A 24,012-nucleotide genomic window follows, 5' to 3' on the forward strand; every position below is an offset into this window, starting at 1 on the left:
CTGCCCACACTCCTGGAGGTACCCCATGTCCCGTCGCGATGGCGACGCCCTTCCCCTGACGGCGGCGCAGCGCGAGATCTGGCTGGCCGAACAGCGCGCGCACACGGCTCTCGACGCCTACCGCATCGGCGAGTACCTGGAGGTCCACGGACCGGTCGACACGGAGCTCGCCGAGACCGCGCTGCGCCGGGTCGTCGACGAGGTCGACGCCCTGCACGTGACCTTCGTCCACGACGGGCAGGAGCCGCGCCAGGTCGTCCGTGCGGCATGGGACTGGGAGCCGACCCGGCTCGACCTGAGCGCGGAGCCGGACCCTCGGGCGGCGGCCCTGGCGTGGATGGCCGGGGACCGGATGCGCCCGCTGGACCTCGCCCATGACCCGCTCTTCAGCTTCGCGCTGATCAGCCTCTCGCCGGTGCGCCACCTCCTGTACCAGAACTACCACCACCTGGTGATGGACGGGTTCGGCCTCTCCCTGGTCCGACGGCGCCTCACACGGATGTACACGGCGCTGGCCACGGGCGGGCCGGTCCCGCCGTCGCCGTTCCGTTCGTTGGACGACCTGCTCCGCAGCGACGCCGACTACCGCGCCTCGGAGCGGTTCACCTCCGACCGGTCGTACTGGACGGAGCGGCTCGCCGACCGGCCGGAACCGACCCGGCTCACCGGCCGGGTCCGGCGCAGCGGCAGCGGCCTGCGTTCCTCGGTGGACCCGGCGGTGCTCCGCGTGGACGCGCTGCGATCGGCGGACGCGGGGACCGAAGCCCACTGGTCCCGCCCGCTGATCGCGGCGGCGGCCCTCTACGCACACCGGCTCACCGGGGACCGTGACGTGCTGATCGGCCTTCCCGTCACCGGGCGCGAGGGAGCCGAACGCGCCCTGATGTCCTCGCCCGGCACGGTGGCGAACGTGGTGCCCCTGCGTCTGCCGGTGCGACCCGACACGCGGTGGCACGACCTGGTCGCGGAGACGGCACGGGAGGCCGAAGCGGCCCTCGCCCACCAGCGCCACCGCAGCGAGGAGCTGTTCCGGGACCTTGGAGCTCCCGGGGCGGCGTTCCCGCTCGTCGTCAACATCATGGTCTTCGACTCCGCACCGAGCTTCGCCGGTCATCCCGCCACGTTGCACTACCTGCTCCCGGAGCCGACCACCGGGCTGGCCCTCTGGATCACCGGCCGACGGGGTGACGACGAGCTCCGGGTCGAACTCAAGGGCGCGCCCCAGGTCTGGAGCGACGACGAACTCGCCGTCCACCAACGGCGCCTCCTCGCACTGCTGGACAGCGTCGCCGCCTGTGACCCGCAGGAGCCGGTCGGCCGGATCGGCCTGCTCACCGCAGACGAGGAGCGCGAGCTGCTGGAGCTGGGCACCGGTCCGGTGGTCGAGGGCCCCCCGGACAGCCTCCCGGAGCTGTTCCGGGCGCAGGTGCGGGCGACGCCGGACGCGCTCGCGGTGGTGGGGTCGGACGCGTCCCTGACGTACGCGGAGCTGGACGCGCGGGCGAACCGGCTGGCGCACGCCCTGATCGCGTGCGGGGCGGGGGCGGAGCGGCGGGTGGCGGTGGCCCTGCCGCGCTCGGCGGAACTGGTGGTGGCGATCCTCGCGGTGCTCAAGGCCGGGGGAGCCTGCGTCCCGGTCGACCCGGAGTACCCCGCCGCCCGGATCGGGTACCTGCTCGATGACGCGCGGCCGGTCCTGGTGGTGACCGACGCCCGCACCCGGGACCGGCTGCCCGGGACCGGTCCCGCGGAGCTACTGGTGGTCGACGACCCGGCGGCGGCGGCGGTGGTGGCCGCCTGCCCGGCGGGGGATCCGGAGGCGGCCGTCGGCCCGGAGCACCCGGCCTATGTCATCTACACCTCCGGCTCCACCGGGCGGCCCAAGGGTGTGCTGGCGACGCACGGCGGCCTGCTCAACCTGCTCGCCGCCCTCCAGCGGACCCCCTTCCCGCCGCTGCCCGCTGAACGGCACCGGCTCCGCGTGGCGCTCACCACCTCGGTCTCGTTCGACGCGTCCTGGAACCAGCTGCTCGCCCTGTTCGCGGGCCATGAGCTGCACGTCCTGGACCATGCGACGTGGACCGACCCCGACGCCTTCGTCGACTACGCCAGGCGGTGCCACCTCGACTCCGTCGAGGCCACCCCGTCCTACCTCCGGATCCTGGTGGCGCACGGCCTGCTGGACGACCCGCAGCGGCGTCCCGCGATGGTCGCGGCGGGCGGCGAGGCCGTCCCGGAGCAGCTGTGGGAGCGGCTGCGAGCGGCCGAAGGGGTGTCCTGCGTGAACCTCTACGGGCCGTCCGAGTGCACGGTGAACTCGGTCGTCGCGCCGCTGGGGTCGAGTCGGCGCCCGGTCATCGGCCGACCGGTCGGCAATGCCCGGCTCCAGGTGCTGGACGGCGCGCTGCGGCCGGTGCCCGCAGGTGAGGCGGGTGAGCTCTACATCGCCGGCGCGGGCCTGGCGCGGGGCTACCTCAACCGGCCGGGCCTGACCGCCGGGCGTTTCGTGGCCGACCCGTCCGGGCCGGCAGGCACCCGCATGTACCGCACCGGCGACCTGGTGCGGTGGGGCCCGGACGGGAACCTGGAGTTCCTCGGCCGGACCGACGACCAGGTCAAGATCCGGGGATTCCGGATCGAACTCGGCGAGATCGAGGCGGTGCTCGTAGAACACCCGCAGGTCGCGCAGGCCGCCGTCGTGGTGCGGACCGAGGAGGACGCCCGGCTGGTCGCCTACGTCGTGCCGGCCCCCGGCTCTGCGGTGACCGCAGCCGCACTGCGCGAGCACCTGCGCGACCGGCTGCCGGAGTACATGGTGCCGACCGCGTTCGTGGCGTTGGACACCCTGCCGCTGACGCCGAACCGGAAGCTCGACCGACGGGCCCTTCCGGCCCCCGAGCAGACCGTGGCCGCCCCGAGCCGCGCTCCGCGCACCGCGACCGAGCACCTGCTCGCCGGGCTGTTCGCCGAGGTGCTCGGAGTGGCCGATGCCGGGCCGGACGACAGCTTCTTCGATCTCGGCGGGCACTCGCTGCTGGCCACCCGGCTGATCGCCCGGGCGCGGTCGGTACTCGGCGTGGAGCTGAGGCTGAGCGACCTGTTCGACGCGCCGACCGTGGCGGAACTGGCCGCGGCGGTGGACGTCGCGGGCCGGGCGCGGCCGGCCCTGGCGCGGCGCGAGCGGCCCGAGGCCGTCCCGCTGTCCTTCGCGCAGCGCCGGCTGTGGTTCCTGCACCGCATGGAGGGCCCGAGCGCCACCTACAACATCCCGCTGGCACTGCGGCTCTCCGGAGATCTGGACCAGAAGGCCCTGGCTGCCGCCCTGGCGGACGTGGTCGAGCGGCACGAGAGCCTGCGCACCGTCTTCCCGGTGGTCGACGGCGTGCCGTGCCAGCGGGTGCTGGACCCCGACGCGGCACAGCCGCGGCTGAGGGTGGCCGAGGCGGGCGAGGACGACCTGCCGGACCGGCTGGCGGAGGCGGCCCGGCACGGCTTCGAGCTGTCCGAGGAGCCGCCGCTGCACGCGGAACTGTTCCGGCTGGGACCGGAGGAGCACGTACTGCTGCTCGTGGTGCACCACATCGCCGGTGACGGCTGGTCGATGGGGCCGCTCTCGCAGGACCTGGCGACCGCCTACGCGGCTCGGTCCGCCGGGGCGAAGCCGGAGTGGTCGCCGCTGCCGGTCCAGTACGCCGACTACGCCCTGTGGCAGCGGGAGCTGCTCGGCGACGGCTCGGACCCGGACAGCCTGCTGAACGGTCAACTGGCCTACTGGAGCGAGCAGCTGGCGGGCCTGCCCGAGCAGGTGGAACTGCCGTTCGACCGGCCCCGCCCGGCGGCGATGTCCTACCGGGGCGCCCACCTGCCGGTGCGGATCGATGCCGAGCTGCACCAGGGCCTGCGCGCGCTCGCCCGGGACGGCGGGGCCAGCCTCTTCATGGTGCTCCAAGCCGGATTGGCCGCCCTGCTGGGCAAGCTCGGCGCGGGCACCGACGTCCCGATCGGCACGCCGATCGCCGGGCGCACCGACGAGGCAGTGGACGACCTGATCGGCTTCTTCGTCAACACCCTGGTGCTGCGCACCGACCTGTCGGGCGACCCGTCGTTCACCGAGCTGCTGGGCCGGGTGCGAGCCGACGCGCTGGCCGCGTACGCGCATCAGGACGTGCCGTTCGAGCACCTGGTGGAGGCGCTGAACCCGGCCCGGTCGCTCTCGCACCACCCGCTGTTCCAGACCATGCTCGCCCTGCAGAACGCACCGCTCGGCGCGTTCGACCTGCCACGGCTGCGGGTGGAGACCGACCTGGTCCACACCGGGACGGCCAAATGCGACCTCACCTTCATGGTGACCGAACAGCCCGGCGCGGACGGGCTGTCGGTCCTGGTGGAGTACAGCACCGACCTGTTCGACGAGGCCACCGTGGCGGGGATCGCCGACCGGTGGCTGCGGCTGCTCCGCGCCGTGGCCGCCGACCCCGGTCGGCGGATCGGCCAGGTGGATGTGCTGTCCGCCGACGAGCTCCGCGCGTTGCTGCCGACCGGCGTCGGCCGGAGCAGGGAGATGCCGGAGAGCAGCATCACCGCGCTCTTCGAGCAGCAGGTGCGGGGGAACCCGGCCGCGGTCGCCGTGGCAAGCGGCGAAGTCGCACTGACGTACGGGGAGCTGAACGCCCGGGCCAACCGGCTCGCGCACGCCCTGATCGCCCGGGGCGTGGGGCCGGAGCAGCTGGTGGCGCTGGCCCTGCCGCGCTCGGCCGAGCTGGTGGTGGCCGTCCTCGGGGTGCTCAAGGCGGGCGCCGCCTACGTGCCGGTGGACCCGGAGTACCCGGCCGCCCGGATCGCGTACCTGCTCCGGGACTCCCGGCCGTCGCTGCTGGTGACGACGGGCCGGACCGGCGACCTGCCGGGCACGGACGCGGTGGAGCGGCTGCTGCTGGACGACGCCGACCTGGACGGACTGCCGGACACGGACCCGGAGGTCCCCCTCGACCCGGGCCACCCCGCCTACGTCATCTACACCTCCGGCTCCACCGGCGACCCCAAGGGCGTCGTGGTGCCGCACCGGAACGTCGTGCGGCTGTTCGGCACCACCCAGGAGCTGTTCGGCTTCTCCGCCGAGGACGTCTGGACGCTCTTCCACTCCTACGCCTTCGACTTCTCGGTGTGGGAGCTGTGGGGCCCGCTGCTGCACGGCGGTCGCCTGGTGGTCGTGGACCACGAGACCAGCCGCTCGCCCCACCGGTTCCTGGAACTCCTCGCCCGCGAACGGGTGACGGTGCTCAACCAAACGCCGTCCGCCTTCTACCAGCTGATGCGGGCGGACGAGGAGGCAGCGGAGACCGGCCGTCCGCTCGCCCTGCGCACCGTGGTGTTCGGCGGCGAGGCGCTGGAGCACGCCCGCTTGGCGAGCTGGTACGACCGGCACCCGGACGACGCGCCGCTGCTGGTCAACATGTACGGCATCACCGAGACCACGGTGCACGTCACATACGCGGCGCTCGACCGCTCCGGCACCGCCGCCGGCCAGGTCGGTGCGGCCATCCCCGACCTGCACACCTATGTGCTCGACGCCCATCTGCGGCCGGTGCCCCCGGGCGTGCCCGGCGAGCTGTACGTCGCGGGCGCCGGGCTGGCGCGCGGCTACCTGAACCGGCCCGGCCTGACCGCCGGGCGGTTCGTGGCCGACCCGTTCGGGCCTGCCGGTACGCGCATGTACCGCAGCGGCGACGTCGTGCGCCGGGATGCCGGGGGAGGCGGCCTGCGGTTCGTCGGCCGGGCCGACGACCAGGTGAAGGTCCGAGGTTTCCGGATCGAACTCGGTGAGATCGAGGCAGCGCTCGCCGCGCACCCCGGAGTCGCCCAGGTCGCCGTACTGGCGCGGCAGGACCGGGCCGACGACACCCGGCTGGTCGCGTACCTGGTGCCTGCCGCAGGTGCCGTCCCGCACCCGGCCGAGCTGCGCGGGCACCTGCGGGAGCGGCTGCCGGAGTACCTGGTGCCGGCCGCGTTCATCACCCTGCAGAGCCTGCCGCTGACCGCCAACGGCAAGCTTGACCGCCGTGCGCTGCCCGCACCCGACCTCGCCCCGGCGGGCACCGGCCGTGCGCCGCGCACGCCGCAGGAGCAGATCCTGTGCGAGCTGTTCGCCGAGGTCCTCGGGGTGGCCGAGGCCGGCGCCGAGGACAGCTTCTTCGACCTGGGCGGACACTCGCTGCTGGCCACCCGCCTGGCCGCCCGGGTCCGCGCGACCCTCGGGGTGGAGCTTGAGCTGCGCACCCTGTTCGAGACCCCGACCCCGGCCGGTGTGGCCTCCGCCCTGGCGGGCGCCCGCCGGGCGCAGGCGGCCCTGGTACGCCGCCCGCGACCCGAGCAGATCCCGCTGTCGTTCGCGCAGCGACGGCTCTGGTTCCTGCACCAGCTGGAGGACGCCGGCGCGAACTACCACATCGCCCTGGCATGGCGGCTGTCCGGGAACCTGGACCGGCGGGCCCTGGAAGCCGCCCTGGCGGATGTGACGGATCGTCACGAGAGTCTGCGCACCGTTTTCCCGGCGGTCGACGGCGTGCCGTACCAGCAGGTGTTGGACGTCGTGGCGGGCCGCCCTCGGCTGGAGCCGGCCCGGACCACCGAGACCGGGCTGCCGGACGCGCTGACGGCCGCCAAGGACCGCCCGTTCGACCTGGCGGCCGAACCCCCCCTGCGCGCAGACCTGTTCGAGCTGGCGCCGGACGAGCACGTGCTCCAGGTGGTGCTCCACCACATCGCCGGCGACGGCTGGTCGCTGGGCCCGCTCGCACGGGACCTGACCGCCGCCTACACGGCACGCTGCCGCGCCGAGGAGCCGCAGTGGGCGCCGCTGCCGGTGCAGTACGCCGACTACACCCTGTGGCAGCACGAGCTGCTCGGTGACGCCACCGACCGGGACAGCCTGTTCACCAGCCAGGCGGACTACTGGAAGCGTCAGTTGGCCGGTCTTCCGGAGCAGCTCCAGCTGCCCGCCGACCGGCCCCGCCCGGCGGTCGCCTCGCACCGGGGCGGCTTGGTGCACGCCGGGCTGGACGCGGAACTGCACCGGGGTCTGCGCGAGCTCGCCCGCGCACACGGCACCAGTCTGTTCATGGTGCTCCAGGCCGGGCTGGCGGCGCTGCTGAGCAAGCTCGGCGCGGGCGACGACATCCCGGTCGGCAGTCCGGTCGCCGGCCGGGCGGACCAGGCCCTGGACGACCAGGTCGGCTACTTCGTCAACACCCTGCTGTTCCGCACCGACACCTCGGGCGACCCCACCTTCGCCGAGCTGCTGGGCCGGGTCCGGGAGACCTCGCTGGCCGGGTACGCCCACCAGGACCTGCCGTTCGAGTACCTGGTCGAAGCCCTCAACCCGGTGCGGTCGCTGGCGCACCACCCGCTGTTCCAGGTCATGCTGGTGCTGCAGAACGCCCCCCGGGCCGACTTCGCCCCGCCAGGGCTGCGCGTCAGCGAGGTGGAGCTGACCACCACCACGTCCAAGTTCGACCTGGTCTTCTCGCTGTCCGAGCGGCACGCCGAGGGCGGTCTCCCGGGCGGGATCGACGCGTTTGTCCAGTTCGCGAGCGATCTCTACGATCCGGCCACCGTCGATACGCTGGTCGCGCGCTGGGTGCGACTGCTGAGGGCGGCCGTCGCCGACCCGCAGCAACGGCTCGGCCACGTCGATCTGCTGTCCGTCGAGGAGCGCCGCGAGCTGCTGCCCGCCGCCCCGGGCGGGGCGGTCACCGCGACCCTGCCGGAGATGTTCGCGGCCCGGGTGGCGGCGACGCCCGAGGGCATTGCCCTGGTCTTCGAGGGCGTGGAGCTGACATACAGCCAGCTCAACGCGTGGGCCAACCGGTTCGCGCATGCGCTGATCGCGCGGGGTGCGAGGCCGGAGCAGATCGTGGCGGTGGCACTGCCCCGGTCGGTGGAGTTCGTGGTGGCCGTCCTGGGCGTCCTGAAGACGGGAGCCGCCTATCTGCCGGTGGATCCGGCGTATCCGGAGTCGCGGATCGCGTTCATGCTGGAGGACGCACGGCCGATCGTGGTGGTCGACGACCCGGCGATGGTGGCCGACGTGTCCGAGCGGCCGGACACCGATCCTGCCGGTGCGGTGGACCCCCGGCACCCGGCGTATGTGATCTACACGTCCGGCTCGACCGGACGGCCCAAGGGCGTGGTGGTGAGCCACACGGGGCTGCGGGGAATGGTGGCCGAGCAGGTCGAGCGGCTGGGCATCGACGCGGCCAGCCGGGTGCTCCAGTTCTCCTCGCCCAGCTTCGATGTCTCGCTCTGGGACATGTGCGGCGCCCTGCTCACCGGTGCCACCCTGGTCCCGGCACCCGCGACCGAGCCGGTCTCCGCGCTGACCGACCCGAGCCTCGCCCTCACCCATGCGACGGTGCCGCCGTCCGTGCTGGCGGCGCTGTCGCCGGACGCGGTGGCCGTGCCGACGCTGACGGTCGCGGGTGAGGCATGCCCGTCGGAGCTGGTCGTGCGCTGGGCCCCAGGGCGGCGGCTGGTCAACGCGTACGGTCCGACCGAGACGACGGTCATCGCGACGATGAGCGAGCCGCTGTCGCCGGGGTCGGGCGTGCCGCCGATCGGCCGTGCCGTCGCCGGGTTCCGGACCTATGTGCTGGACCATCGGCTGGACCTGGTGCCACCGGGCGTGACCGGGGAGCTGTACGTCGCCGGCCCGGGGCTCGCACGCGGCTATCTGGACCGGCCGGGCCTGACCGCCGGGCGGTTTGCGGCCTGCCCGTTCGGCGCGGAGGGTGAGCGCATGTACCGCACCGGGGACCTGGTGCGCCGACGCCCCGACGGCCGGTTGGAGTACCTCGGCCGGGTCGACGACCAGGTGAAGGTGCGTGGCTTCCGGATCGAACTCGGCGAGATCGAGACGGCACTGGCCCAACACCCGCAGGTCGGCCAGGTCGCGGTGATCGCCCGGAAGGACCAGACGGAGGACACCCGCCTGGTCGCCTACCTGGTGCCCGCCACCGGCGCCGAGCTTCGGCCGGAGGAGCTGCGCACCCACCTCCGGGAGTGGCTGCCGGACTACATGGTCCCCGCCGCGTTCGTCGCCCTCGACGCTCTGCCGTTGACCGCCAACGGCAAGCTCGACCGGCACGCCCTGCCCGAGCCCGACTTCACCGGAGCGCGGGCCGGCCGGGCACCGCACACTCCGCAGGAGCAGGTGTTGGCCGGGCTGTTCGCCGAGGTACTGGGTGTGACGCGGGTCGGCGCCGACGACGACTTCTTCGACCTCGGCGGGCACTCCCTGCTGGCCACCAGGCTGGTGGCCCGGGTCCGGGCGACCCTGGGCGTCGAGCTGGCCCTGCACACCCTGTTCCGGACCCCGACGGTGGCCGGGCTGGCCGCCGCTCTGGGTGGCGCCGACCGAGCCAGGCTCGCCCTGGGCCGGGCAGAGCGACCCGAGCTGCTGCCGCTGTCGTCCGCGCAGCGGAGGCTGTGGTTCCTGCACCAGCTGGAGGGCGCCGGACCGGTCTACCACATGCCGCTGGCGTGGCGGCTCTCCGGAGCACTGGACCGGGTTGCCCTGGAGCAGGCGCTCGCCGACGTCGTCGACCGGCACGAGAGCCTGCGCACGATCTTCCCGGCGACGGACGGCGTGCCGTACCAGCGGGTGCTGGCCCCGGGGGCGGTGCGGCCGAAGCTGCGGGCCACCCCGGCCGACGAGAGGGACCTGCCCGAGCTGCTGGTGACGGCGGCGGAGCGCGGATTCGATCTCGCCACCGAACCACCGCTGCGCGCCGAGTTGTTCGAGGCGGCACCGGATGAACACGTGCTGCTGGTGGTGGTCCACCACATCGCCGGTGACGGCTGGTCGCTGGGCCCGTTGTCGACCGACCTGGCCACCGCATACGCGGCGCGCTGCCGGGGCGGGGAGCCGCAGTGGGCGCCGCTGCCGGTGCAGTACGCCGACTACACCCTGTGGCAGCACGAGCTGCTCGGCGACGCCACCGACCAGGACAGCCTGTTCGCCCGCCAGGCGGCCTACTGGACGCGGACGCTGGCGGACCTGCCGGAGCAGATCCGGCTCCCCGCCGACCGCCGCCGCCCCTCGGCGCCCTCCTACTCCGGCGGCCACCTCGCGGTCGAGATCGACGCCGGGTTGCACGCCGGGCTGATCCGCCTGGGCCGGGAGCACGGGGCCAGTGCCTACATGGTGGTGCAGGCCGCGCTGGTGGCGCTGCTGGACAAGCTCGGCGCGGGCACGGACATCCCGGTCGGCAGCCTGATCGCCGGCCGGACCGACCAGGCCCTGGACGACCTCGTCGGGTTCTTCGTCAACACCATGGTGCTGCGGACCGACACCTCGGGCGACCCGACCTTCGCGGAGCTGCTGGGCCGGGTCCGGGAGACCGCGCTGGGCGCGTACGCACACCAGGACCTGCCGTTCGAGCACCTCGTCGAAGCCCTCAACCCAGCCCGCTCGCTCGCCCGCCAGCCCCTGTTCCAGGTACTGCTCGCGCTCCAGAACGTGCCCCGCACCGAGCTCGCCCTGCCGGGTCTGAGCGCCGAGATCGTCCTCGTGAGGACGCCCACGGCGATGTTCGACCTCTCCGTCCACCTGCTGGAGCGCGGCGGCACCGGCGGGCCGGCCGAGGGCATCATCGGGCGGGTCGAGTACAGCACCGACCTGTTCGACCACGCCACGGTGGAGGCGCTGGTCGCCCGGTGGCTGCGCCTGCTGGCGGCGGTGGTCGCCGAGCCGGACCGGCCGCTGAGCCGGATCGACGTCCTCACCGCCGAGGAGCGGCACGAGCTGCTGGTGGCGCGCAACGACACCGCCCGCCCGGCTCCGGCCGTCGGCCTGCCCGCCCTGTTCGAGGCACAGGTCCGGGCGACCCCGCAGGCCCCGGCGGTGGTGTTCGAGGACACCGTGCTGACGTACCGGGAGCTGAACCGCCGGGCCAACCGCCTGGCGCATGCGCTGATCGCGCGCGGGGTGGGGCCGGAGCAGGTCGTCGCCCTGCGGCTGCCGCGCTCGGCCGAGTTGGTGGTCGCCGTCCTCGCGGTGCTCAAGACGGGCGCGGCGTACCTGCCGATCGACCCGGACTACCCGGCCGCCCGCATCGCCTACATGCTGGAGGACGCGCGGCCCGCCGTCGTCCTCGACGACCTGGCGGCCGTCACACCGGCCGAGGGGCAGCCGGAGCACGATCCGGCCGTCGCCGTGGACGCGCGGCACCCGGCCTATGTCATCTACACCTCCGGCTCCACCGGGCGGCCCAAGGCCGTGGTGATGCCCGCCGCCGGGCTGCTGAACCTGCTGGAGTGGCACCACCGGGCCGTCGGCGGCGGACCCGGCACGCGCACGGCGCAGTTCACCGCGATCAGCTTCGACGTCTCGGTGCAGGAGATGCTCTCCGCACTGCTGTACGGCAAGGCCCTCGTAGTGCCGACCGAGGAGCAGCGCCGCAGTGCCGAGCTGTTTGCGCACTGGCTGGACCGGCACGGGGTCGAGGAGCTGTTCGCGCCCAACCTGGTGGTCGAGGCGCTGGCCGAGGCCGCCGAGGAGACGGGGCTGGAGCTGCCGAGGCTGCGGCTGGTCGCGCAGGCCGGCGAGGCGATGCGGCTGGGCGGTGCCGTGCGCCGCTTCCAGACCCGGCGGCCGGGCCGGGCGCTGCACAACCACTACGGGCCCGCCGAGACCCATGTGATCACCGCCTATCCGCTGCCGGCCGACCCCGCCGACTGCCCGCTCCCGGTACCGATCGGCCGTCCGATCGACAACTGCCAGGTGTATGTGCTTGATCCGGCTCTGCGGCCGGTCGCCCCCGGCGTGACGGGTGAGCTGTACCTCGCCGGGGCAGGGCTGGCCCGTGGCTACCTGAACCGGCCCGGGCTCACCGCCACGCGGTTCGTCGCCAACCCGTACGGTCCGGCGGGCGCGCTGATGTACCGGACCGGCGACCTGGTCAGGTGGCGGGCCGACGGCGAGCTGGAGTTCGCGGGCCGGGTGGACCACCAGGTGAAGGTGCGCGGGTTCCGGATCGAGCCCGGCGAGATCGAGGCCGAACTGGCCGCGCACCCGGGCGTGGCCCAGGTCGCGGTGCTCGCCCGGGAGGACAAGCAGGGCGAGATCCGGATCGTCGCGTACGTGGTGCCCTCGGCCGAGTCCGAGGCGACAGCGGCGGTGCTGGCGGCGTATCTGCGTGACCGGGTGCCGGACTATCTGGTGCCGTCGGCGTTTGTGCTGCTGGATGTGGTGCCGTTGACGCCGAACGGGAAGCTGGACCGGGCGGCGCTGCCCGCGCCTGAGCCGGTCGGCGCGGTGGCGGGTCGGGCGGCGCGCACGCCGCAGGAGCAGATTCTGTGCGAGCTGTTCGCCGAGGTGTTGGGTGTGCCCCGGGTCGGGGTCGACGACGACTTCTTCGACCTGGGTGGGCACTCCCTGCTCGCCACCCGGCTGGTGTCGCGGGTCCGGGCGGCACTCGGCGTCGAGCTGGAGCTGCGCAGCCTGTTCCGGACGCCGACGCCCGCCGGGCTCGCGCCCGGGCTGCACGACGCGGGCACCGCTCGGCGGGCCCTGGTCCCCCGGCCTCGCCGCCAGCCCATGCCGCTGTCCTTCGCGCAGCGCCGCCTCTGGTTCCTCCAGCAGTTCGGGGCACCGAGCGCCACCTATCACATGCCGCTGGCCCTGCGGCTCTCCGGCGACCTCGACCGGGCCGCGTTGAGCGCCGCGCTCGCGGACGTGGTGGCCCGGCACGAGACTTTGCGCACGGTCTTCCCGCAGACCGGCGGAGTTCCGTACCAGCGGGTACTGGACGCCGCCGAGGTGACCGTCCCGCTGACCGTGCGCGCGGCCGGCGAGGCGGAGGTCCCGGTCCTGCTTCGCGAGGCGGCGGTGCGGGGATTCGACCTGACGTCGGAACTGCCGCTGCGGGCGGAGCTGTTCACGGCCGCACCCGGGGAGCACGTGCTGCTGATGGTGATGCACCATATCGCGGGCGACGGCTGGTCCATGGGCCCGCTGGCCCGCGATCTCGCCACCGCCTACGCCGCCCGGTGCGAGGGTCGCCCACCGGGCTGGCCGGTCCTGCCGGTGCAGTACGCCGACTACACCCTGTGGCAGCACGAGATCCTCGGCGATGAGCATGACGCGGACAGCGTGTTCGCCCGCCAGGTCGCCTACTGGACCGAGGCGCTGGCCGGCCTGCCCGACCAGCTGCAACTGCCGGTCGACCGGCCGCGGCCGGCTGCCGTGTCGTACCGTGGCGACCTGCTGGACGTCCGGATCGACGCCGAACTGCATGCCGCCCTGGTGGAGTTGGCGCGGCGTTCCGGTGCGAGTCTGTTCATGGTGCTGCAGGCGGGTCTCGCTGCGTTGTACACGCGGTTGGGTGCGGGGACGGACATTCCGATCGGGAGTCCGATCGCGGGGCGTACGGACGAGGCGCTGGACGATCTGGTCGGGTTCTTTGTGAACACGTTGGTGCTGCGTACGGACACGAGTGGTGATCCGAGTTTCACGGAGTTGCTGGGTCGGGTGCGGGAGACGGCGCTGTCGGCGTACGCGCACCAGGATGTGCCGTTCGAGCATTTGGTGGAGGTGCTGAACCCGTCCCGGTCGCTGTCGTACCACCCGCTGTTCCAGACCGGACTGGTGGTGCAGAACGCGCCGGGCGGCGACTTCGACCTACCCGGCCTGAACGCCGCCGGGATGGCCGTCCCCACCGGGACCTCCCGGCTCGACCTGACCTTCGGCCTCGCGGAGCGGTACGGTCCCGACGGCGCGCCGGCCGGTCTCGGCGGCGCGATCGAGTACAGCACCGACTTGTTCGACCGCGCGACGGTGGAGACCCTTTTCGCCCGGCTGACCAGGCTGCTGGCCGCGGTCGCCGCCGCGCCGGACCGGCCGATCGGCGGGATCGACCTGCTGTCCGACCAGGAGCGCCGCGAACTGCTGCCGGCTGCCGAGAGCGGTGCTGCCGCCACGGGCCTGCCGGAGATGTTCGCGGTGCGGGTGGCGGCGACTCCGGATGCGGTCGCGGTGGTCTGCGGCGGTGTGGAGTTGTCGTACCGGCAGTTGGATGTCCGGGCGAACCGGTTCGCGCATGCGCTGATCGCGCGGGGTGTGGGTCCGGAGCGGGTCGTGGCGGTGGCGTTGCCTCGGTCGGTGGAGTCGGTGGTGGCGGTCCTGGGCGTGCTGAAGGCCGGAGCCGCGTATCTGCCGGTGGATCCGTCGTATCCGCAGTCGCGGATCGCGTTCATGCTGGCGGACGCTCGCCCGGCGGTGGTGGTCGACGATCCGGCGATGGTGACGGAGGTGTCCGAGTGGCCGGACACCGCTCCGGAGGTCGCGCTGGACGTCCGGCACCCGGCCTATGTGATCTACACATCCGGCTCGACCGGCCGGCCCAAGGGCGTCGTGGTGAGCCACGCCGGTGTGCCGGGCCTGGTGGCGGCGCAGGTCGAGCGGCTCGGCGTGGCGCCGGGCAGCCGGGTGCTCCAGTTCGCCTCGCCCAGCTTCGACGCGTCGTTCTGGGACCTGTGCAGCGCCCTGCTCACCGGTGCCGCCCTCGTTCTGGCCCCGTCCGAGGCACCGCTGGAGGCCCTGACGGACCGGCGGCTCGACATCACCCATGTGACGTTGCCGCCCTCGGTCCTGACCGCGCTGGACGGCGCCGAACTCACCGCCGCCACCCTGGTGGTGGCGGGTGAAGCGTGCGCTCCGGAGCTGGTTGCGCGGTGGGCCCCGGGGCGTCGGATGATCAACGCGTACGGTCCGACGGAGACGACGGTGTGCGCGACGATGAGCGACCCGCTGTCCCCGGGGTCGGGCGTGCCGCCGATCGGCCGAGCGGTCGCCGGTTTCCGGGTGTACGTGCTGGACGAGCGGCTGCGGCCGGTGCCGCCGGGAGTGGTGGGAGAGCTGTACGTCGCGGGCGCCGGCCTGGCCCGTGGCTACCTGAACCGGCCCGGGCTCACCGCCACGCGGTTTGTCGCCTGCCCGTTCGGCACGGACGGCGAGCGCATGTACCGCACCGGCGACCTGGTGCGGCGCCGTGCCTGGGGGTCCCCCGGGCCAGTGGGGGCACCTCCCGGCCACCAGGCTGGGGGCGCTGGGGGAGGGGAGCTGGAGTACGTCGGCCGCACCGACGACCAGGTGAAGGTGCGCGGCTTCCGGGTCGAGCCCGGCGAGGTCGAGGCGGCCCTGGCCGAGCACCCCGCCGTCGCCCGGGCCGCCGTCCTCGCCCAGGACGACCGGCTCATCGGCTATGTGGCAGTGCGTCCCGACGCGGACGTACGACCGGCCGTGCTGGCGGCGTATCTGCGTGACCGGGTGCCGGACTATCTGGTGCCGTCGGCGTTTGTGCTGCTGGATGTGGTGCCGTTGACGCCGAACGGGAAGCTGGACCGGGCGGCGCTGCCCGCGCCTGAGCCGGTCGGCACGGTGGCGGGTCGGGCGGCGCGCACGCCGCAGGAGCAGATCCTGTGCGAGCTGTTCGCCGAGGTGTTGGGTGTGCCCCGGGTCGGGGTCGACGACGACTTCTTCGACCTGGGCGGGCACTCCCTGCTCGCCACCCGGCTGGTGTCGCGGGTCCGGGCGACACTCGGCGTCGAGCTGGGACTGCGCGCGCTCTTCCAGGCGCCCACTGCGGCGGGCCTGGCCGAGGCGCTGGCCGAGGCCGGCCGCGCCCGCCCGGCGCTGACCGCGCAGGAGCGGCCGGAGGCTGTGCCGCTCTCCTTCGCCCAGCGTCGGCTCTGGTTCCTGCACCGCATGGACGGCACCGCCGCGACCTACCACATCCCACTGGCACTCCGGCTGACCGGGACACTGGACGGGGCGGCGCTGGACGAGGCGCTCGCCGACGTGGTGGCCCGGCACGAGAGCCTGCGGACGGTGTTCCCGGAGGTCGACGGCGTACCGTGCCAGCGCGTCCTTGACCCGGCGGCGGCCCGGCCCCGCGTCCGGCTGACCGAGGTGTCGAAGGAGGAACTTCCGGACCGGCTGGCCGAGTTCGCCCAGCAGCCGTTCGACCTGGCTGCGGAACCGCCGCTGCGGGCGGAGCTGTTCGCGCTCGCGCCGCAGGAGCACGTGCTGCTGGTGGTGATGCACCATATCGCGGGCGACGGCTGGTCCACCGGCCCGCTGGCCCGTGACCTGGCTGAGGCGTACGCCGCCCGGTGCGAGGGGCGCCCACCGGGCTGGCCGGTCCTGCCGGTGCAGTACGCCGACTACACGCTGTGGCAGCGTGACCTGCTCGGCGACGCCGCAGACCCGGAGAGCCGGTTCGCCGAGCAACTCGGCTACTGGAAGAAGCAGTTGTCGGCTCTGCCGGAGCTGCTCCAGCTGCCCGCCGACCGGCCGCGGCCGGCCGTCGCCGGCTGGCGCGGCGGCCTCGTCGGTCTGGAGCTGAGTGCCGAACTGCATGCCTCGCTGGTGGAGTTGGCGCGGCGTTCCGGTGCGAGTCTGTTCATGGTGCTGCAGGCGGGTCTCGCTGCGTTGTACACGCGGTTGGGTGCGGGGACGGACATTCCGATCGGGAGTCCGATCGCGGGGCGTACGGACGAGGCGCTGGACGATCTGGTCGGGTTCTTTGTGAACACGTTGGTGCTGCGTACGGACACGAGTGGTGATCCGAGTTTCACGGAGTTGCTGGGTCGGGTGCGGGAGACGGCGCTGTCGGCGTACGCGCACCAGGATGTGCCGTTCGAGCATTTGGTGGAGGTGCTGAACCCGTCCCGGTCGCTGTCGTACCACCCGCTGTTCCAGACCATCCTGGCCGTGCAGAACGCGCCGATGGGCCGGTTCGCGCTGCCCGGGCTGGATGTCACCACCTTCGCGGTGGCCACCGGCACCGCCAAGTTCGACCTCGGTGTGGCTCTTGCCGAACAGTTCGAGCCGGACGGAAACCCGGCCGGGATCGTCGGCGCGGTGGAGTACGCCACCGATCTGTTCGACCCGGATACGGTCGCCGCCCTCACCCGGCGCTGGACGGTCCTGCTGGAGGCGGTCACGGCCGACCCGGACCAGCCGATCGGAGAGATCGACCTCCTTGACGCAGGCGAGCGGTACCGGCTCCTGGAGAGCGGTAACGCGACCGCCCGTGAGGTGGGCGCCGTCCCGGTCTCGCAGGCGTTCGCGGTGCGGGTGGCGGCGACTCCGGATGCGGTCGCGGTGGTCTGCGGCGGTGTGGAGTTGTCGTACCGGCAGTTGGATGTCCGGGCGAACCGGTTCGCGCATGCGCTGATCGCGCGGGGTGTGGGTCCGGAGCGGGTCGTGGCGGTGGCGTTGCCTCGGTCGGTGGAGTCGGTGGTGGCGGTCCTGGGTGTGCTGAAGGCCGGGGCCGCGTATCTGCCGGTGGATCCGTCGTATCCGCAGTCGCGGATCGCGTTCATGTTGGCGGACGCTCGCCCGGCGGTGGTGGTCGACGATCCGGCGATGGTGACGGAGGTGTCCGAGTGGCCGGACACCGCTCCGGAGGTCGCGCTGGACGTCCGGCACCCGGCCTATGTGATCTACACATCCGGCTCGACCGGCCGGCCCAAGGGCGTCGTCGTCGGCCACGCCGGCGTGGCGAGCCTGGTCGCCGCCCAGATCGAGCGGTTCGCGATCGAACCCGACAGCCGGGTGCTCCAGTTCGCCTCGCCCAGCTTCGACGCCTCGGTGTCGGAGATCTTCACCGCTCTCCTGTGCGGCGCGGCCCTGGTGCTGCCCCCTGCGGCGGATCCGGTCTCTGCGCTGGCCGACCCGGGCCTCGCCGTCACCCATGTGACCGTGCCCCCGTCCGTCCTGGCCGCCCTGCCGGAGGATGCGATGACCGTGTCGACGCTGGTGGTGGCGGGTGAGGCATGCCCGCCGGAGCTGGTGGACCGGTGGGCCCCGGGGCGTCGGATGATCAACGCGTACGGTCCGACGGAGACGACGGTGTGCGCGACGATGAGCGACCCGCTGTCCCCGGGGTCGGGCGTGCCGCCGATCGGCCGACCGATCGCCAACGCCCGGGTGTACGTGCTGGACGAGCGGCTGCGGCCGGTGCCGCCGGGAGTGGTGGGAGAGCTGTACGTCGCGGGCGCCGGCCTGGCCCGTGGCTACCTGAACCGGCCCGGGCTCACCGCCACGCGGTTCGTCGCCTGCCCGTTCGGCGCGGACGGCGAGCGCATGTACCGCACCGGCGACCTGGTGCGGTTCCGCGACTGGGGGTCCCCCGGGCCGGTGGGGGCACCTCCCGGCCGCCAGGCTGGGGGCGCTGGGGGAGGGGAGCTGGAGTACCTCGGCCGGGCCGACGACCAGGTGAAGGTGCGCGGCTTCCGGGTCGAGCCCGGTGAGATCGAGGCGGCCCTGGCCGAGCACCCCGCCGTCGCCCGGGCCGCCGTCCTCGCCCAGGACGACCGGCTCATCGGCTATGTCGTCCCGCGTCCGGAGGCGTCCCGGGACACCGGTCTCGAAGCCGACCACGTGGGCGAGTGGCAGGACATCTACGACGCCCTGCCCATCACCCCCGAGGAAGCCGCCTTCGGCCGGAACTTCGTGGGCTGGAACAGCAGCTACGACGCAAGCCCGATCCCGGTCGAGCAGATGAGGGAGTGGCGGGACGCGACCGTCTCCCGCATCCTGGCGCTGCGCCCCCGCCGGGTGCTTGAGGTCGGCGTCGGCACCGGTCTGCTGCTCTCGCAGATCGCGCCGCACTGCGAGACCTACTGGGCGACGGACTTCTCCGCGACCGCGATCGAGGCGCTGGCCGCCCAGGTGGTCCGACAGGAGGACCTGGCCGAGCGCGTCGTGCTGCAGACCCGCCCGGCGCACGACACCGAAGGACTGCCCGCCGGGACTTTCGACACCATCGTGATCAACTCGGTGGTGCAGTACTTCCCGTCCGCCGACTACCTGGCGGACGTGATCGGGAAGCTGATGCGGCTGCTCGCCCCCGGCGGCGCGCTCTTCATCGGCGACGTCCGCAACCTGCGGCTGCTGCGCCCGCTGGCCACGGCCGTCCAACTGCACCGGACCGATGCCGGCGCCGACCTCGCGACGGTGCGCCGCGCCGTGGAGCAGGCCCTCCGGGTCGAGAAGGAGCTCCTGGTCCACCCGGACTTCTTCACCGCCCTGCGGGAGCACGGTGCGGACATCGGTGCGGACATCGGTGCGGTGGCCGTGGAGGTCAAGCGCGGCCGCCACCACAATGAACTGAGCCGTTACCGCTACGACGTGACGCTGCACAAGTCACCGGTCGCCCCGGCAGCCGTGAGCCGACCGGTCGAGCTGGAGTGGGGGCGGCAGGTCGCCGGCCTGGCCGAGCTGCGCGAGCTGCTCGCCCAGCCGCTCGCTGGCGTGCTGCGGGTCACCGGGGTGCCCAACCGCCGGGTGGCGCGGGAGTCCGCCCTGGCCCGCGCGGTGCAGGACGGGGACGCCCCGCTCGCCGAGCTGCTGGAACGGCTGCACGCCCCGGAGGAGGGCGGCCTGCCCGACCCGGACGACTTCCATGAGCTCGGGCGGGAACTCGACCGCTGGGTGGGAGTCACCTGGTCGGCCACCCAGCCCGACGCCGTGGACGTCGTCTTCGCCGATCCGCGGGCGCACCACGGCTCCCCGGTCGAGCCGTACCGGCCGGCCAGGGCCACCGGCGGGGCGCTGTCCTCGCTGACCAACCGCCCGACCGGCAGCCGGGGCACCGGGGCCCTCATCGGGGAACTCCGCGACTGGCTGCGCGGGCGGCTGCCCGACTACCTGATCCCCTCGGCGTTCGTGGTGCTGGAGTCGCTTCCGCTGACGGCCGGCGGCAAGCTCGACCGCCGCGCGCTGCCCGCTCCCGACCTCGGCTCCGCCGGAGCCGGGCGGGCGCCGCGCACCCCGCAGGAGCAGCTGCTCGCCGAGCTGTTCGCCGAGGTGCTCGGGCTGGCCCAGGTCGGGGTCGAGGACAGCTTCTTCGACCTGGGCGGCCACTCGCTGCTGGCGACCCGCCTGGCCTCCCGGGTGCGGGCGACCCTCGGCGCGGAACTGGAGGTCCGCACGCTGTTCGAGACCCCGACCGTGGCCGGGCTGGCGGCCCGTCTCGACGGCTCCGGAACGGCGCGGCCCGCGCTGACCGCCCACCCGCGCCCCGAGCACGTACAGCTGTCCTTCGCCCAGCGCCGCCTGTGGTTCCTGCACCGGATGGACGGGCCGAGCGCCACCTACAACATGCCGCTCGCGCTGAGCCTGACCGGCCGACTCGACCGGTCGGCCCTGCACGCCGCGCTGGCGGATGTGATCGCCCGGCACGAGAGCCTGCGGACCGTCTTCCGGGAGACGGACGGCGTGCCGTACCAGGTCGTGCTGAGCGCCTCGCAGGCGCACCCGGAGCTGCCGGTGGTCGAGCTCGACGAGAGCCGGCTGGCCGAACGGCTGGCGGACGCGGCCCGGCGCGGCTTCGACCTGGCCGAGGAACCGCCGGTCCGGGCAGCGCTGTACGCGCTCGCCCCCGACCGGCATGTGCTGCTGGTCGTGGTGCACCACATCGCCGCCGACGGCTGGTCGATGGGCCCGCTCTCCGGCGACCTCGCGGCGGCCTACGCGGCACGCTGCCGGGGCGAGGAGCCGCAGTGGTCCCCGCTGCCGGTGCAGTACGCCGACTACACCCGCTGGCAACGCGAACTGCTCGGCGACGCCGCCGATCCGGACAGCCTGTTCGCCAGGCAACTGGCCTACTGGAAGGACGAGCTGGCCGGCATTCCGCAGCAGCTGCAACTGCCCGCCGACCGGCCCCGACCGGCGGTGGCCTCCCAGCGGGGCGGCCGGGTCACCGTCCGGCTGGACGCCGGACTGCACCGGGCCCTGCGGGACCTGGCCGCCCAGCGGGGCGCCAGCCTGTTCATGGTGCTCCAGGCCGGTCTCGCCGCGCTGCTCACCCGGCTCGGCGCCGGTACGGACATCCCCATCGGCAGCCCGATCGCCGGCCGCACCGACCAGGCCCTGGACGAGCTCGTCGGCTTCTTCGTCAACACCCTGGTGCTGCGCACCGACACCGGCGGCGACCCCGGCTTCGCCGAACTGCTGGGCCGGGTGCGGCAGAAGGCGCTCACCGCGTACGACCACCAGGACGTGCCGTTCGAGTACCTGGTCGAGGTGGTCAACCCGGTGCGGTCGCTGGCCCACCACCCGCTGTTCCAGATCATGCTGGCCCTGCAGAACGCGCCGCTGGGCGAGTTCGCGCTGCCGGGGCTGGAGACCGGCCACCTGGAGGCGCCGACCGGGACCTCCCGGGTCGACCTGACCTTCAGCCTGGCCGAGCAGTTCCGCCCGGACGGCGGCCTCGACGGCCTGGTCGGTGCGGTGGAGTACGCCACCGACCTGTTCGACGCGCCCACCGTGGAGCTGTTGTTCGACCGCTGGGCGCGGCTGCTGCGCACAGCGGTCGCCGACCCCGACCGGCCGATCAGCCGGATCGACATCATGTCCGGCGAGGAACGCCACCGGCTGCTGTCCGAGTCCACGGGCGCCGCCGCCGAGCTGCCCGAGGCCGCGTTGCCGGAACTCTTCGCCCGCCAGGTCCGGGCCACCCCGGACGCCGTGGCGGTCGTGGCCGGCGGCACCGAGCTGACCTACCGGGAACTCGACCTGCGAACCAACCGCCTCGCGCGGGCGCTGACCCGCCGGGGCGTCCGGCCGGAGACGCCGATCGCGGTCATGCTGGAGCGCTCGGCGGAGCTGGTCGTGGCGATCCTCGCGATCGTCAAGGCGGGCGGCGCCTATGTGCCGCTCGACTCGCGCTTCCCGTCGTCCCGCATCGAGCTGATCCTGCGGGAGACCGGGGCCGCGCTCGTGCTCACCGAGGACGTGCTGACCGCGCTGCTCCAGGCCGAGCCCGACCCGTCCGCACTCGAAGTCCCCTGCGACCCCCGGCAGCTGGCGTACATCATGTACACCTCCGGATCCACCGGGCGGCCGAAGGGCGTGGCCGTCACCCACCGCGACGTGGTGGGCCTCGCGCTCACCCCCGAATGGCGCGGCGGCGGACACCAGCGGGTGCTGATGCACTCCCCGACCGCCTTCGACCTCTCGACGTACGAGCTGTGGGTGCCGCTGCTCAGCGGCGGCCGGGTGGTGGTCGCACCGCCGGAGCGGCTCGACCTCGACCTGCTGGAACGGGCGGTCACCGGGCACCAGGTGACCGGCCTGTGGCTGACGGCCGGCCTGTTCCGTCTGGTCGCCGAGGAGCGGCCGGGCCTGCTCGCCGGGGTCCGCGAGGTCTGGACCGGCGGTGACGTGGTCTCCCCGGCCGCCGTCGCCCGCGTGCGCACGGCCTGCCCCGGCATCGAGGTGGTCAACGGCTACGGGCCGACCGAGGCCACGACCCTGGCCACCTGCTACCCCGTGCGCGCCCTCTCCGAGGACGTCGCGACCGTGCCGATCGGCGGGCCGATGGCCAACATGCGCGCCTATGTGCTCGACGACCACCTGCGGCCGGTGCCGACGGGCATGGTCGGTGAGCTGTATCTCGCGGGAGTGGGAGTGGCCCGCGGCTACCTCGGCCGCCCGGGTCTGACAGCCGAGCGGTTCACCGCCGACCCGTACGGGCCGCCCGGGAGCAGGATGTACCGCACCGGCGACCTGGCGTGGTGGCAGGCCGGCGGCACGCTGGAGTTCGCCGGACGGGCCGACCATCAGGTCAAGCTGCGCGGTCTGAGGATCGAGCCCGGTGAGATCGAGGCCGTGCTCGCGGGCTGCCCGGGCGTCGCCCAGGCAGCCGTGGTAGCCCGTGAGGACCAGCCGGGCGACAAGCGGCTCGTGGCCTACCTGGTGGCCGCCCCCGAGGGGGTGCCCGAGGCGGGGTGGCTGTCCGACCGGCTGCGCCGCGAGCTGCCCGAGTACATGGTGCCGTCGGCGTTCGTCACCGTGGACGCGCTGCCGCTGACCGCCAACGGCAAGCTGGACCGGGCCGCCCTGCCCGCCCCCGAGTACGGTGCGCCGGGCACCGGGCGCGGGCCCCGGACGCCGCAGGAGGAGCTGCTGTGCGACTTGTTCGCCGAGGTCCTCGGCCGGGAGCAGGTCCGCATCGACGACAGCTTCTTCGGCCTGGGCGGGCACTCGCTGCTGGCCGCCCGCCTGGCGTCCCGGGTCCGCGAGACCCTCGGCGTCGAGCTGGGCCTGCGCACGCTGTTCGAAGCGCCGACCGTGGCCGGGCTCGCCGAACGCCTGGTCATGGACGACCCCGATGACGCGCTGGACGTGGTGCTGCCGCTGCGCACCGCCGGGAACGGGACACCGCTGTTCTGCATCCACCCCGGCGGCGGCATCAGCTGGTCGTACAGCGGGCTGCTGAACCACATCGGTCCCCAGCACCCGGTCTACGCGATCCAGGCGCGCGGCCTCGGCCGGCCCGAACCGCTGCCGATGTCCTTCGAGGAGATGGCGGCCGACTACGCCGAGCAGATCCGCAAGCTCCAGCCGGAGGGCCCGTACCTGCTGCTCGGCTGGTCCGCCGGCGGGCTGATCGCCCACGCGCTCGCCTGCGAGCTCCAGTCGCGCGGCGAGCGCACCGCACTGCTGGCGATTCTCGACGCCTACCCGGTGAAGGACGTGCGGTTCGAGGAGGTGCCCGTGCCCACCGAGCGGGACGTGCTGGTCGGTGTGCTGGACGTCGACCCGGACGAGCTGGGCGACCGGGCGCTGACCTACGGCGAGGTCGCCGAGATCCTGAACCGGCGGGGCAGCGCGCTGGCCGGGCTGACGGAGCGGCAGATCGAGGTCATCGTCCAGATCATGATCAACAACGCGAAGCTGGCAGTCGACTTCGTTCCCGGAGAGTTCAACGGAGACCTGCTGCTCTTCAACTCCACGATCGACCGGACCGAGGACAACGCCGGGCCCGGGATCTGGCGCCCCTACATCGCCGGCCGGATCGAATCGCACGAGATCGCCACCCGGCACAACCGGATGACCCAAGCCGGCTCGCTGGCCCAGATCGGACCGATCCTGGCCGCCAGGCTCGCCGAGGCCACCGGTGGCACCGGTGGCACCCCAATCCGCAACCAGGAGGACTGATT

The 24,012-nt window shown here is 73.6% G+C and carries 1 protein-coding gene; it reads left to right on the plus strand.

Annotated elements, in window-relative coordinates:
• Positions 1–25 precede the first annotated feature (25 nt).
• Positions 26–24,010, plus strand: coding sequence for a non-ribosomal peptide synthase/polyketide synthase (locus C7M71_RS26760; RefSeq protein ID WP_114914597.1), 23,985 nt, complete (start codon positions 26–28; stop codon positions 24,008–24,010).
• Positions 24,011–24,012 lie beyond the last annotated feature (2 nt).

Source organism: Peterkaempfera bronchialis, from assembly GCF_003258605.2.
GTDB lineage: Bacteria > Actinomycetota > Actinomycetes > Streptomycetales > Streptomycetaceae > Peterkaempfera > Peterkaempfera bronchialis.